The 11,904-nt window shown below is 72.1% G+C and carries 10 protein-coding genes and 1 pseudogene; 6 read left to right on the top strand and 5 right to left on the bottom strand.

Annotated features, from left to right (window positions below):
- The first annotated feature begins 473 nt into the window (after window positions 1-473).
- From ACP4J0_RS10595 to ACP4J0_RS10575, 5 genes are all read left to right on the top strand, one after another.
- The gene (locus ACP4J0_RS10595) at window positions 474-1,241 is read left to right on the top strand and encodes a TraR/DksA family transcriptional regulator (protein ID WP_426598374.1); all 768 of its coding nucleotides are present in this window, start codon (window positions 474-476) and stop codon (window positions 1,239-1,241) included.
- Window positions 1,242-1,308: 67 nt separating this feature from the next.
- Window positions 1,309-1,902 (top strand): signal peptidase II, encoded by a 594-nt coding sequence (lspA, locus tag ACP4J0_RS10590; protein WP_426598373.1) that lies wholly within the window; start codon window positions 1,309-1,311, stop codon window positions 1,900-1,902.
- Between the two features lie 74 nt (window positions 1,903-1,976).
- Window positions 1,977-2,921 (top strand): RluA family pseudouridine synthase, encoded by a 945-nt coding sequence (locus tag ACP4J0_RS10585; protein WP_426598372.1) that lies wholly within the window; start codon window positions 1,977-1,979, stop codon window positions 2,919-2,921.
- Window positions 2,918-3,403, top strand: a complete 486-nt coding sequence (locus tag ACP4J0_RS10580) for a GNAT family N-acetyltransferase (RefSeq protein WP_426598371.1) — start codon at window positions 2,918-2,920, stop codon at window positions 3,401-3,403. The genes ACP4J0_RS10585 and ACP4J0_RS10580 overlap by 4 nt, the downstream gene beginning before the upstream one ends.
- Window positions 3,404-3,492: 89 nt before the next feature.
- The gene (locus ACP4J0_RS10575; RefSeq protein ID WP_426598370.1) at window positions 3,493-5,079 is read left to right on the top strand and encodes a Na+/H+ antiporter; all 1,587 of its coding nucleotides are present in this window, start codon (window positions 3,493-3,495) and stop codon (window positions 5,077-5,079) included.
- A 41-nt stretch (window positions 5,080-5,120) separates the two neighbouring features.
- Here the strand turns inward: ACP4J0_RS10575 and ACP4J0_RS10570 are convergent, their stop codons facing one another.
- Window positions 5,121-6,245, bottom strand: a complete 1,125-nt coding sequence (locus ACP4J0_RS10570) for a mechanosensitive ion channel family protein (protein WP_426598369.1) — start codon at window positions 6,243-6,245, stop codon at window positions 5,121-5,123.
- Window positions 6,246-6,334: 89 nt separating this feature from the next.
- On the opposite strand from ACP4J0_RS10570, the pseudogene ACP4J0_RS10565 reads away from it, so the two are divergent.
- A pseudogene (locus ACP4J0_RS10565) lies at window positions 6,335-6,946 on the top strand (dienelactone hydrolase family protein); the annotation flags it as partial.
- Here the strand turns inward: ACP4J0_RS10565 and ACP4J0_RS10560 are convergent.
- From ACP4J0_RS10560 to ACP4J0_RS10545, 4 genes are all read right to left on the bottom strand, one after another.
- Window positions 6,931-8,616 carry an alkaline phosphatase D family protein gene (locus tag ACP4J0_RS10560; protein WP_426598368.1) on the bottom strand — a complete coding sequence of 562 codons (1,686 nt, stop codon included), beginning with the start codon at window positions 8,614-8,616 and terminating at the stop codon, window positions 6,931-6,933. The pseudogene ACP4J0_RS10565 and the gene ACP4J0_RS10560 sit on opposite strands and share 16 nt — an antisense overlap.
- A gap of 165 nt (window positions 8,617-8,781) precedes the next feature.
- Entirely contained in the window at window positions 8,782-9,582 is an 801-nt protein-coding gene (locus tag ACP4J0_RS10555) for a DsbA family protein (RefSeq protein WP_426598367.1), read from the bottom strand.
- A gap of 78 nt (window positions 9,583-9,660) precedes the next feature.
- A complete protein-coding gene (locus ACP4J0_RS10550; RefSeq protein WP_426598366.1) occupies window positions 9,661-10,371 on the bottom strand; it encodes a hypothetical protein in 711 nt (236 codons plus the stop codon).
- A 69-nt stretch (window positions 10,372-10,440) separates the two neighbouring features.
- Window positions 10,441-11,781, bottom strand: a complete 1,341-nt coding sequence (locus ACP4J0_RS10545; RefSeq protein WP_426598365.1) for a DUF2252 domain-containing protein — start codon at window positions 11,779-11,781, stop codon at window positions 10,441-10,443.
- Between the last annotated feature and the right edge of the window lie 123 nt (window positions 11,782-11,904).

The raw sequence follows: 11,904 nt of genomic DNA, 5'->3' as shown, positions 1-11,904 counted from the left end.
CGCGAGCCGGTTCTAGTCGCCGTGACCGTCCCGTCACGGCTTTCTTCCGGCGGCTCCGGGGTGATCTTCACGTCGCGCTCGCCCCCGGGCTCACACCGTCCCCGGGTCGCTCTGGGCTGCGTACGCCGCTACTCGTCCCCATCCACGCTTTTCGCTGCGCCCAGTGTACGGCGCCGCGGGGACAGCGGCCGACCGGTTTTCGGCACCGCGGGGAGCGGGGGCGCCGTACGCCTTCGTTCGGCCGGGTGTGACCCGAATGCCACCGTCGGGCGTCCGGCTCCCGACGGTCCGGCCGGCAGCCGTCCCGACGGATTACCGGGCGGGGAGCTGGGCACAACGCATGCATGCTCGCCGCGCGGCACGCGGTGGGCGGGCGAATCCGGCGGCGTGCCCCGTTGCCGCGGGACCCGAGTCGATTTATCGTCCCAGCACGATTCGCGCGCAAGATCACAATATGTGAAGGGGCCGCGGCCATGGTGGCGAAGAAGACCGCCGTAGAGCAGTCGGAGGCGACTGCGAAGAACTCCGCTGCCAAGAAGACGACGGCCGCGAAGAAGACCGCGGCGAAGAAGGCCGCGGCGGAGAAGGCCGTGGCGAAGAAGATCGCCGCGGAGAAGACCGTGGCGAAGAAGGCCGCGGTGAAGCAGCAGGGCCCGGCGAAGAAGGCCGCGGCGAAGAAGACCGCGGCCAAGAAGAGCCCGGCGAAGACGAGCAGGGCCAAGGAAGTGGGCGCGGCCGAGGCCGCGGAGCAGACGGGAGCCACGACGGTGGTTGCGAAGAAGACCCCTGGCACGGCCACGGCGGCCAAGTCCGCCGTTCCCAAGGCCCGCGGCGCCGCGGACCCCGGCGACCTCGCGGTACGCCCCGGCGAGGAGCCCTGGACCCCGGAGGAGGCCGAGGAGGCGCGCGGGGAGCTGCAGTCCGAGGCCGACCGGCTGCGCACCGAGATCGACGCCTCCGAGCGGTCGCTGCAGGGCATGATGCGGGACTCCGGGGACGGCGCGGGCGACGACGAGGCGGACACCGGCAGCAAGAACATCACGCGCGAGCACGAACTGGCGCTGGCCGCCACCGCGCGCGAGGTGCTCACCCAGACCGAGCGCGCCCTGGAACGCCTGGACGCGGGCACCTACGGCCTGTGCGAGAACTGCGGCAACCCCATCGGCAAGGCGCGCATGCAGGCCTTCCCGAGGGCCACCCTGTGCGTCGAGTGCAAGCAGAAGCAGGAGCGCCGCTACTGAGCAGGTACGGGACGGAAGGCGTGCCGTACCCTCGTCCTCAGTCAGGTACCTAGGTTGAGGGACTCACGTGGCAGAGGCGGAGCGCATCATCGGTACGCCGGACACCCCGGACGCGGCCGGGGACGGACAGGAGCGGCCCGGCTCCGAGCAGGACCAGCCCCCGGAGCGCCCCCGGGGCAGGCGGCGGATCGCCGTGCTGTTCGCGGTCGCGGCGTTCGCGTACCTCCTCGACCTGGTCAGCAAGATGATCGTGGTCGCCGAGCTGGAGCACCAGGAGCCCATCGAGATCGTCGGGGACTGGCTGCGGTTCGTGGCGATCCGCAACGCGGGCGCGGCCTTCGGCTTCGGCGAGGCCTTCACCGTGATCTTCACGGTGATCGCGGCGGCCGTGATCGTCGTGATCGCCCGCCTCGCCCGCAAGCTCTACAGCCTGCCCTGGGCCATCGCGCTCGGCATGCTGCTCGGCGGCGCCCTCGGCAACCTCACCGACCGGATCTTCCGCGCGCCCGGCGTCTTCCAGGGCGCGGTCGTGGACTTCATCGCGCCCAAGCACTTCGCCGTCTTCAACCTCGCCGACTCGGCGATCGTCTGCGGTGGCATCCTGATCGTGATCCTCTCCTTCCGGGGTCTCGACCCGGACGGGACCGTCCACAAGGACTGACCGTCCACGGGGGCTGACCGTCCACGAGGCCGAGCGCGGTCGGGAGTGTCCGACCCGTCCGGCATACTCGACGGGTGAGCACGATTCCCGAGATCCGTACCCTGCCCGTGCCCGACGGCCTGGAGGGCGAGCGCGTCGACGCCGCCATCTCCCGCATGTTCGGCTTCTCCCGTACCAAGGCCGCGGAGCTCGCCGCGGCGGGCAAGGTGCAGGTCGACGGATCGGTGGTCGGCAAGTCCGAGCGCGTCCACGGCGGCGCCTGGCTCGAGGTCGAGATGCCCCAGGCGCCCGCCCCGGTGCAGGTGGTCGCCGAGCCCGTCGAGGGCATGGAGATCGTGCACGACGACGACGACGTGGTCGTGATCGTCAAGCCGGTCGGCGTCGCCGCCCACCCGTCCCCGGGCTGGAGCGGCCCGACCGTCATCGGCGGACTGGCCGCCGCCGGGTACCGCGTCTCCACCTCCGGCGCCGCCGAGCGCCAGGGCATCGTGCACCGCCTCGACGTGGGCACCTCCGGCCTGATGGTGGTCGCCAAGTCGGAGCGGGCGTACACCTCGCTCAAGCGCCAGTTCAAGGAGCGCACGGTCGACAAGCGCTACCACACGCTCGTCCAGGGCCACCCCGACCCGACCAGCGGCACCATCGACGCGCCCATCGGCCGCCACCCCCAGCACGACTACAAGTGGGCCGTCACCGCCGAGGGCAAGCCCTCGGTCACGCACTACGACCTCGTCGAGGCCTTCCGCGCCGCCTCCCTGCTCGACGTGAAGCTGGAGACCGGCCGCACCCACCAGATCCGCGTCCACATGGCCGCGCACCGCCACCCCTGCGTCGGCGACCTGACCTACGGCGCCGACCCCACGCTCGCCAAGCGGCTGCGCCTGACCCGCCAGTGGCTGCACGCCGTACGGCTCGGCTTCGAGCACCCCGGCGACGGACAGTGGGTCGAGTACGCCAGCGACTACCCCGAGGACCTCCAGCAGGCCCTGGACCTGGTCCGCGAGGAGACCTACGGATGAGCGCCCCGGACCGGGCGCCGTCGTACGAGGTGCGGGTCGCCGAGGACCTCGGTGACCGGGAGGCGTGCTTCGCGGTGCGCAAGGACGTCTTCGTCGCGGAGCAGAAGGTCCCCGAGGACATCGAGTACGACGCCTACGACGCCGACGCCGTGCACGTCCTGGCGGTCCGGGCGGACGGCGTGCCGCTGGGCACCGGCCGGCTGCTGCACGGCGCGGCCGCCGCGGCGAGGAACGGCGACGGCGACCCGGCCGTCGGCTCCCTGGGCCGGCTCGCGGTGACCGCGCAGGCCCGCGGGCTGGGCGTCGGGGCCGCGCTGGTGCGGGCCGTCGAGGAGGCGGCACGCGCGCGTGGACTCACCGCGGTGGACCTGCACGCGCAGACCCACGCCCTGGGTTTCTACGAGCGTCTGGGGTACGAGGCGTACGGACCCGAGTTCCCCGACGCCGGGATCCCCCACCGCGCGATGCGGCGCGCCCTGTAGGCGAAGGCGCCGAACGGGCTGGTGGGGCCGGTGACGTGGCAGGCTTGAGGTCCGCCGTGTGACGCCGAGACCCCGCCGGAGCGGTGACCGTGGATCAGCTGGCCCTGTTGTTCATGCTGCTGCTCGGGGCCCTGCTGAGCGTCCCCGTCGGTGCCCGGCTCGGGCTGCCGGCGCCGGTGCTGATGACGGTCCTCGGGATCGTCCTCGCGCTGCTCGACTTCGTGCCCGACGTCGACATCCCGCCCGAGCTGATCCTGCCCGCGCTGCTGCCGCCGCTGCTGTACGCGGCCGTGCGGCGCACGTCATGGAGACAGTTCGCGGCCAACAAACGCCCGATCTTCCTGCTGGCGGTCGCGCTGGTCTTCGTCACCATGACCTGCGTGGCCGCCGTGGCGAGCGCGATCGTGCCGGGGCTGCCGATCGCCGCCGCCTTCGCGCTGGGCGCCCTGGTGGCGCCGCCCGACCCGGTCGCGGCGACCGCCGTCGCCGGGCAGCTGGGACTGCCGCGCCGCCTGGTCTCCATCCTGGAGGGCGAGGGACTGTTCAACGACGTCACGGCCATCGTCCTGTACCACGTGGCCATCGCCGCGGCCGTCGGCGGCACCTTCTCGCCGTGGCGGGCCGGACTCGACCTGGTGCTGTCCGCCGTCGTCGCCGTCGCGGTCGGCCTCGCGCTGGGCTGGGCCACCAACAGGCTGCTGAGCGTGCTGGGGGACGCCACCCTGCAGATCGGCCTGACGCTGCTGGTGCCGTACGGGTCCTACGTCCTGGCCGAGGAACTGCACGGCTCCGGGGTGCTCGCGGTGCTCACCACCGCGATGTTCCTCGCCGAGTACGCCTTCGACGCCGACGACGTGATGACCCGGCTCGCCGGGCACACCGTGTGGGACGTCGTCGACACGCTCGTCACCGGCGTCGCGTTCGGGCTGGTCGGCCTGGAGCTGAACAACGCGATCCGCACGGCCTCCGGACGCTGGACCGAACTGCTCGGCTGGGCCGCGGCGACCGCCGGCGTGGTGATCCTGGTGCGGCTGGTGTGGCTGCTGCCGGCCACCTGGCTGACCCAGCGGCTGCACGCCGGACGCGACCACGAGGAGGACATTCCCACGTCCTGGCGGGAGACCGTCGTCATGTGGTGGTCGGGGATGCGGGGCGTCGCCTCGGTCGCGCTGGCGCTCGCGATCCCGCTGGAGACGGACGACGGGGCAGCCTTCCCCCACCGCGAGGAGATCGTCTTCATCGCGTTCGGCGTGATCATGGTCACGCTGCTGCTGCAGGGGCTGACCCTGCCGTGGCTGGTGGGCCGGCTCGGGGTGCGGGCGGACACCGAGCGGGAGAAGGAGTACGAGAAGGAGCTGGCCGTACGGGCGGCCAGGGCGGCGAAGCAGCGGCTCAGGGAGATCGAGTCGGTCGAGGAGCTGCCGGAGGAGCTGTCCGAGCAGATGCTGCGGCGGGCCTTCGACATCGGGATGCGGATCAGCCCCGACGTCGCGGACGAGGAGCGGCGCGAGGCGCAGGAACAGCGGGCCCGCCGGCTGAAGCGGATCCGCCGTATCCAGGGCGAGATGATGAGCGCCGCGCGCCACGAGGTGCTGGCCGCCCGCAGCGAACCCGGAGCCGACCCGGAGATCGTGGACCGGGTACTGCGCCACCTCGACGTGCGCAGCCTGCGCTGAGGCGAGCCCGCCTCAGCGCAGGTCACACTCTTCGGCGCAGGTCACAAGCTCTTCGCCGGCTGCTCCGGGAAGCGGCGGGGGGCGCCGTCGGGGGAGCGGCGGGGGCGCGGGGCACCGTCGTGGGACGGGCGCGGGGGCGCGTCCGCCGTGCTGACCCGCGGCAGGGCGTACGGGTGCTCGTCGGCGAGCCAGCGGATCATCCCCTCGCGGACCGTGACCCGCACCGTCCAGATGTCGTCCGCGTCCTTGGCCGTCACCAGGGCCCGCACCTGCATGGTGTTCGGGGTGGTGTCCGTGACGGTCAGGTTGTAGTCGCGGCCGTCCCAGGCAGGGCACTGGCGCAGGATGTCGCGCAGCCGCTCGCGCATCGGCTCCAGCGGCGCCGAGTGGTCGAGGTGCCAGAAGACCGTCCCGGTCATCTGAGGTGTGCCGCGCGACCAGTTCTCGAACGGCTTGGACGTGAAGTACGACACGGGCATGGTGATCCGGCGCTCGTCCCAGGTGCGTACGGTCAGGAACGTGAGGGTGATCTCCTCGACGGTGCCCCACTCCCCGTCCACCACGACCGTGTCACCCATGCGCACCATGTCGCCGAAGGCGATCTGGAACCCGGCGAACATGTTGCTGAGCGTGGACTGCGCGGCGATGCCGGCCACGATGCCGAGCAGACCGGCCGAGGCCAGCAGCGACGCGCCCGCCGCGCGCATCGCCGGGAACGTCAGCAGCATCGACGACACGGCGACCACGCCGACGACCGCCGAGACCACCCGCATGATCAGCGACACCTGGGTCCGGACGCGCCGGACCCGGGCCGGGTTCCGCTGGGCGTGGGCGTGGGCGTAGCGGGAGTACGACGTCTCGACGACCGCCGCGGCGATCCGGATCACCAGCCAGGCCGCCGAGCCGATCAGCACCAGCGTCAGCGCCCGGCCGACCCCCTCCCGGTGGTCGGGGAACACCTGTGCCTCGACGTACGACCCTCTCAGCAGCGCCGCGCAGAGGAAGAGCTGGTAGGGGATGCGGGCACGGCGCAGCAGGCCCCACAGAGGCGTCTCGGGGTGCCGTCCGTCGGCCTTGCGCAGCAAGAGGTCGGTGGCCCAGCCGATGACCAGGGTCAGCAGGACGGAGCCGCCGACCACGGTCAGCGGGCGGAGTATGGTCTCCATCCCTCGAACGTAACCGCCCGCGCCGCGCAGTGAACCTGTGACTTCCGTCCCGTCCCGGGTATCGCCGCGACCGCGTTGTCACACCCGGCTGGCACCATGGCCCCATGAACATCGTGCTCTTTCACTCGACCCTTGGCCCCAGGCCCGCGGTGCGGCAGGCCGCCGACCGGCTGCGCGACGCCGGGCACCGGGTGTGGACCCCGGACCTCTTCGAGGGCCGGACGTTCGACACGGTCGAGGAGGGCATGGCCCACCAGGAGGAGATCGGCAAGGAGGAGCTGCTGAAGCGGGCCGTGCTGGCCGCCGCCCCCTATTCCGAACGGGGACTGGTGTACGCCGGGTTCTCGCTCGGCGCCTCCATCGCCCAGACCCTCGCCGTCGGCGACCACCGCTCCCGGGGACTGCTGCTCCTGCACGGCACCTCGGACATCGCGGCCACCGCCTCCGTCGACGACCTGCCGGTCCAGCTGCACGTCGCCGAGCCGGACGCCTTCGAGACGGACGACTGGCTCAGCGCCTGGTATCTCCAGATGGGCCGGATCGGCGCCGACGTCGAGGTGTACAGATACGCCGGGGCCGGCCACCTCTACACCGACCCCGACCTGCCCGACTACGACGAGGAGGCCGCCGAGGCCACCTGGCGGGTGGCCCTCGGCTTCCTGGAGACGCTGGACGCGGACGCGTCTCAGACCGGGGCGTAGACGCGCTCGACCCGCTGCGTGCCACTGCGGGTGCGGTACGAACGGGCCCACTTCGAGGTGGCGTCCGGGTCGGTCCGGTCGGAGACGACGTAGTAGTCCATCTGCGTCCGGTCCGCGGTGATGTCCAGCACGCCGTAACCGTGCCGGTCGGTGTCGACCCAGCGGACGTGCCGGTTCGCGGCCCGGATGACCGGTGCGGCGATCGCCGAGACCGTGCCCTCGGGGACCTTCACGATGTCGTCGAGGTTGTCGGAGGTCACCGAGGTGACGACGAACTCCGTGGCGGCCGAGGCGGACAGCGGGTACGTGGCGGCGTTGTGCGGCACGTCGTTGGCCCACGCCATGTGGATGTCACCGGTCAGGAACACCGTGTTGCGGATGGCGTGCGCGCGCAGGTGGGCCAGGAGTTCGCGGCGGTCGTCGGTGTACCCGTCCCACTGGTCGGTGTTGAGGGCGAGGCCCTCCTTGGGCAGGCCGAGCAGTTCGGCGAGCGGCTTCAGCAGTTCGGCGGGGATCGACCCGACGGCGAACGGCGAGATCATCACCGAGTTGCCGACCAGCCGCCACGTGGTGTCGGAGGAGGCGAGCCCGGACTTCAGCCAGTCCATCTGGGCGCGGCCGGTGAGGGTGCGGTCCGGGTCGTCGACCTCGCCGTCGCCGAGCGCCACCTGCTGCGAGCGGAAGGTGCGCAGGTCCAGCAGCGACAGGTCGGCCAGCCTGCCGAAGCGCAGCCGGCGGTAGGTGGTGCCGGCGATCGCGGGGCGCACCGGCATCCACTCGAAGTAGGCCTGCTTGGCGGCGGCCTGACGCGCCGCCCAGGTGCCCTCGGCGCCCTCGGTGTGGTTCTCGGCGCCGCCCGACCAGGCGTCGTTGGCGATCTCGTGGTCGTCCCAGATCGCCACGACCGGTGCGGCGGCGTGCAGCGCCTGGAGGTCGGGGTCGGTCTTGTAACGCCCGTGCCGGACGCGGTAGTCGGCGAGCGTGAGGATCTCGTGGGCGGGCGCGTGCGGCCGTACGACGGTGTCGCGGGCGCCGTACTCGCCGGTGCCGTACTCGTAGATGTAGTCGCCCAGGTGCAGCCAGGCGTCCAGGTCGCCGCGGGCCGCGAGGTGCCGGTACGACGAGAAGTGGCCGGCCTCCCAGTTGGCGCAGGAGACCACGCCGAAGCGCAGGCCCGTGACGGCCGCGTCGGGGGCGGGGGCGGTGCGGGTGCGGGCGGCGGGGGAGTCGGTGGGGCCGGCGGAGAAGCGGAACCAGTAGTCCGTGGCGGGCGCCAGGCCCCGGATGTCGGCCTTGACGGTGTGGTCGGAGGTTGCTGTCGCCGTGGTGGACCCCTTGGCGACGATGTTCGTGAACGCCGCGTCCGTGGCGACGACCCAGCTCACCTCGGTGTCCGGCCCGGCACCGGAGCCCGGTATGGACTCGGGCGTCGGGGTCACCCGGGTCCACAGCAGGACGCCGTCGGGCAGGGGGTCGCCGGAGGCGACGCCGTGCAGGAAGGCGGGGGCGACGCCTGCGGCACCGGCGGGCAGCGCCGTGACGAGCGGGGCGGCCAGGACGGCGCCGGCCGCCGCGGCCTTGACGACCGTACGGCGGCTCGGGGTACGGGTGTTCGCGCTGTCGGCGGACGGCGCGCCGGTGTTCTCGGATGATCTGTGTCGACTGGTCACGACCGATCAGGTTACTGATCGGTATGCGCGCGGGCGGGCGAACTCGCAAAAGTTCGCCCGCCCGTCGGCCGTGCTTCGATGCGGTGTCACCCCTGCCAGGGGTCACCCCGGCGGCGACCCCGGGCGGTGATCCCCGGCAGGGGTCACGCGGGGATCACGCGGGGATCACTTGGTGACGCCCGCGTCCTTGAGCGCCTTCTGCCACTCGGCGTCGGTGCCCGGGGTCTCGATCACCTTGTCGTTGATCTTGATGGTGGGGGTCGAGTCGACGCCCTCGGCGTTCTGGAAGGAATCGCTCATCTTCATCGCCCAGGCGTCGTAGGTGCCCTTCTCCACGGCGTCCTGGAACTTCTTGTTGTTCTTCAGGGCGTCGACCGTGTCCGCCACCTTGATCAGGTAGTCGTCCTTGGCGAACTCGTCGGTCGACTCCGACGGGTGGTGCTCGGCGGAGTACAGCGCGGTCTTGTAGTCGATGAACGCCTCGGGGCTGACGTTCAGCGCGGCGCCGAGCGCGCTCAGCGCGTTCTTCGATCCCTCGCCGCCGAGGTTCCCGTCGAGGAAGGTGCCGATCGTGAAGGAGAGCTTGTAGGTGCCGTCCTCCATGCCCTTGTTGACGGCCTCGCCGACGCCCTGCTCGAAGGAGGCGCAGCCGGGGCAGCGCGGGTCCTCGTAGAGGTGGACGACGTGGTCGCTCTTGGAGTCGCCGAGGGTGACCGTGGTGCCGTTCTTGCCGGAGGTGTTGGCCGGGGCCGTCACCTTGGCGTCGGCGGCCTTCTCCCAGCCCGAGGGCTCGTTCATCTGCATGACGGCGTAGCCGATGCCGCCGGCTATCGCCAGCACGCCGACGATGGAGCAGGCCACGACGACCTGCCGCTTGGCCTTGTCGCGCTTGGCCTGACGCTCGCGCTCCTGGCGCAGGCGCTCACGGGCCGCCGTCTTGGCCGCCTGGCTGTTCCGCTTGCTCATGGTGGTGATCTCTCCGGGGACGCGCACACAGGGGTGTGCGGAATACGTATGGGGGGACTGCCGGTACTCGGTGACGGGTCACACGAGGACGACCGAGCGCGGTGGTCCTCGCCGTCCCAGGGAGTGCGTGAGGATCCGCTCGCGGGCGCCGGTGGTGCGGCGGGCCGGGGCCGCCGGGCGGCGCACCGCCGTCGGGGCCCGGCGTACGCTCACGGCCGCGACGGCGAGCAGCAGCGGCCGGAAGGTGGTCGCGGCCACCGCGCTCAGCAGCTGGGCCAGTGCCCGCTCGCCGCGCCGCAGCCAGGCCGCCGCCAGCAGGCCGACGCCGACGTGCGCGCCGAGCAGCAGCCAGGCGGTCGCCGGGCCGGCGCCGGTGAGCACGGTCGCCAGCCGGTCGGTCTCCGCGCCGGTCACCCGGGTCAGCGGGGCGGCGACACCGGCGTGGACGCCGGTCCCGTCGCCGCACAGCACGTCGAAGCCCACGGAGCGCAGCGGGCCGGTGACCGGGCCGCCCGTCCGTCCGTAGCAGACGTGCTGGCCGGTGGTGAAGACCGTGTCGGCGGCCAGCTCCAGCGGGATCAGCAGGGCGGCGATCCGCCCGAAGCCGCGCTCGCGCCGCCCGGCCAGGGCGTACGCGATCAGGAACACGGCGGCGGCGACCGCGGCCACGGTGGGCAGCGGCAGCGGGACCCCGGACAGCAGCACGTGCGACGCGGTGCTGAGGGTCACGACGAGTGCCGTGAACAGCGCCGCGCGTACGGCTCTGAGCGGGGTTCCGGATATGTCCATAGCGATAGCAGAGTGTGTCATGGGGCCCGGTAAGGGACCCCTAAAGGGTTCCTGTGAGAGAGCCGACGGTTACAGACCCGGAATCCGGCCGTTGCGGAACAGGTCGACGAAGGTCTGGTGGTCGGCACGCGCGCGTGCGCCGTAGCGGTGCGCGAAGTCGACCAGCAGGGGCGCGAAACCCTCCTCGTCGGCGGCGATCGCCGCGTCGATGGCACGCTCGGTCGAGAAGGGCACCAGGGACTCGCCGGACTGGTCGTCCGCCGCCGCGTGCATCGTGGCCGTGGCCCGGCCCAGGTCGGCGACGACCTCGGCGATCTCCTCCGGGTCGTCGATGTCGCCCCAGTCCAGGTCGACGGCGTACGGCGAGACCTCGGCGACCAGCTGGCCCGAGCCGTCCAGCTCGGTCCAGCCCAGCCACGGGTCGGCGTGTGCCTGGAGGGCGCGCTGGGAGATCACCGTGCGGTGGCCCTCGTGCTGGAAGTAGTCCCGGATGGCCTGGTCGGTGATGTGCCGGGAGACCGCCGGGGTCTGGGCCTGCTTGACGTAGATCACGACGTCGTTCTCCAGGGCGTCGCTGTTGCCCTCCAGGAGGATGTTGTACGAGGGCAGGCCGGCCGAGCCGATGCCGATGCCGCGGCGGCCGACGACGTCCTTCACGCGGTAGGAGTCCGGGCGGGCCAGGGAGGACTCCGGGAGCGTCTCCAGGTAGCCGTCGAAGGCCGCGAGCACCTTGTAGCGCGTGGCGGCGTCCAGCTCGATGGAGCCGCCGCCCGGGGCGAAGCGGCGCTCGAAGTCACGGATCTCGGTCATCGACTCGAGCAGCCCGAAGCGGGTCAGGGAGCGGGCGACGCGCAGCGCGCCCAGCAGCGGCCCCTCCGCGGTGTCCAGGGTGAACGGCGGCACCTCGTCGCTCTTGGCGCCGGTGGCGAGGGCGTGGATGCGCTCGCGGTACGCGCCCGCGTACACCCGCACCAGCTCGGTGATCTGCTCGTCGCTGAACGCCTTCGCGTACCCGATCAGCGCGACGGAGGCGGCGAAGCGCTTGAGGTCCCAGGTGAAGGGGCCGACGTAGGCCTCGTCGAAGTCGTTGACGTTGAAGATCAGCCGGCCGGTGGAGTCCATGTACGTGCCGAAGTTCTCCGCGTGCAGGTCGCCGTGGATCCACACCCGCGAGGTGCGCTCGTCCAGGTACGGCCCGCCGCTCTTCGGACCGAACTCCTGGTCGACGGTCAAATCATGGTAAAAGAGGCATGCCGTGCCGCGGTAGAAAGCGAAGGCCGAGGCCGCCATCTTCCGGAACTTCACGCGGAACGCCGCCGGATCCGCGGCCAGCAGCTGGCCGAAGGCGGTGTCGAAGACGGCGAGGATCTCCTCGCCGCGGTGCTCCTCGTTGAGCTGCGGGACCGACATGCCTGGTGCCTCCTGGTGCGGGTGGTGCGCGACGAGTGGAGCGGATCTCCACTCGGACCAACGTTCGAAGAGGTGCGGGAGTGCCCGCGCCGGGGGTCCGCCCCGACACGCGGGCCCGCCCCC

It is taken from the genome of Streptomyces sp. WG7, from assembly GCF_049975785.1.
GTDB lineage: Bacteria > Actinomycetota > Actinomycetes > Streptomycetales > Streptomycetaceae > Streptomyces.
This window is presented reverse-complemented; position numbering and strand designations above follow the sequence as displayed.

What these genes read in the sequence shown, in the direction of transcription:
- ACP4J0_RS10595 (WP_426598374.1), top strand. Translation starts at nt 474, where the DNA reads ATGGTGGCGAAGAAGACCGCCGTAGAGCAGTCGGAGGCGACTGCGAAG.
- ACP4J0_RS10580 (WP_426598371.1), top strand. Translation starts at nt 2,918, where the DNA reads ATGAGCGCCCCGGACCGGGCGCCGTCGTACGAGGTGCGGGTCGCCGAG.
- ACP4J0_RS10570 (WP_426598369.1), bottom strand. Translation starts at nt 6,245, where the DNA reads ATGGAGACCATACTCCGCCCGCTGACCGTGGTCGGCGGCTCCGTCCTG.
- ACP4J0_RS10555 (WP_426598367.1), bottom strand. Translation starts at nt 9,582, where the DNA reads ATGAGCAAGCGGAACAGCCAGGCGGCCAAGACGGCGGCCCGTGAGCGC.
- ACP4J0_RS10550 (WP_426598366.1), bottom strand. Translation starts at nt 10,371, where the DNA reads ATGGACATATCCGGAACCCCGCTCAGAGCCGTACGCGCGGCGCTGTTC.
- ACP4J0_RS10545 (WP_426598365.1), bottom strand. Translation starts at nt 11,781, where the DNA reads ATGTCGGTCCCGCAGCTCAACGAGGAGCACCGCGGCGAGGAGATCCTC.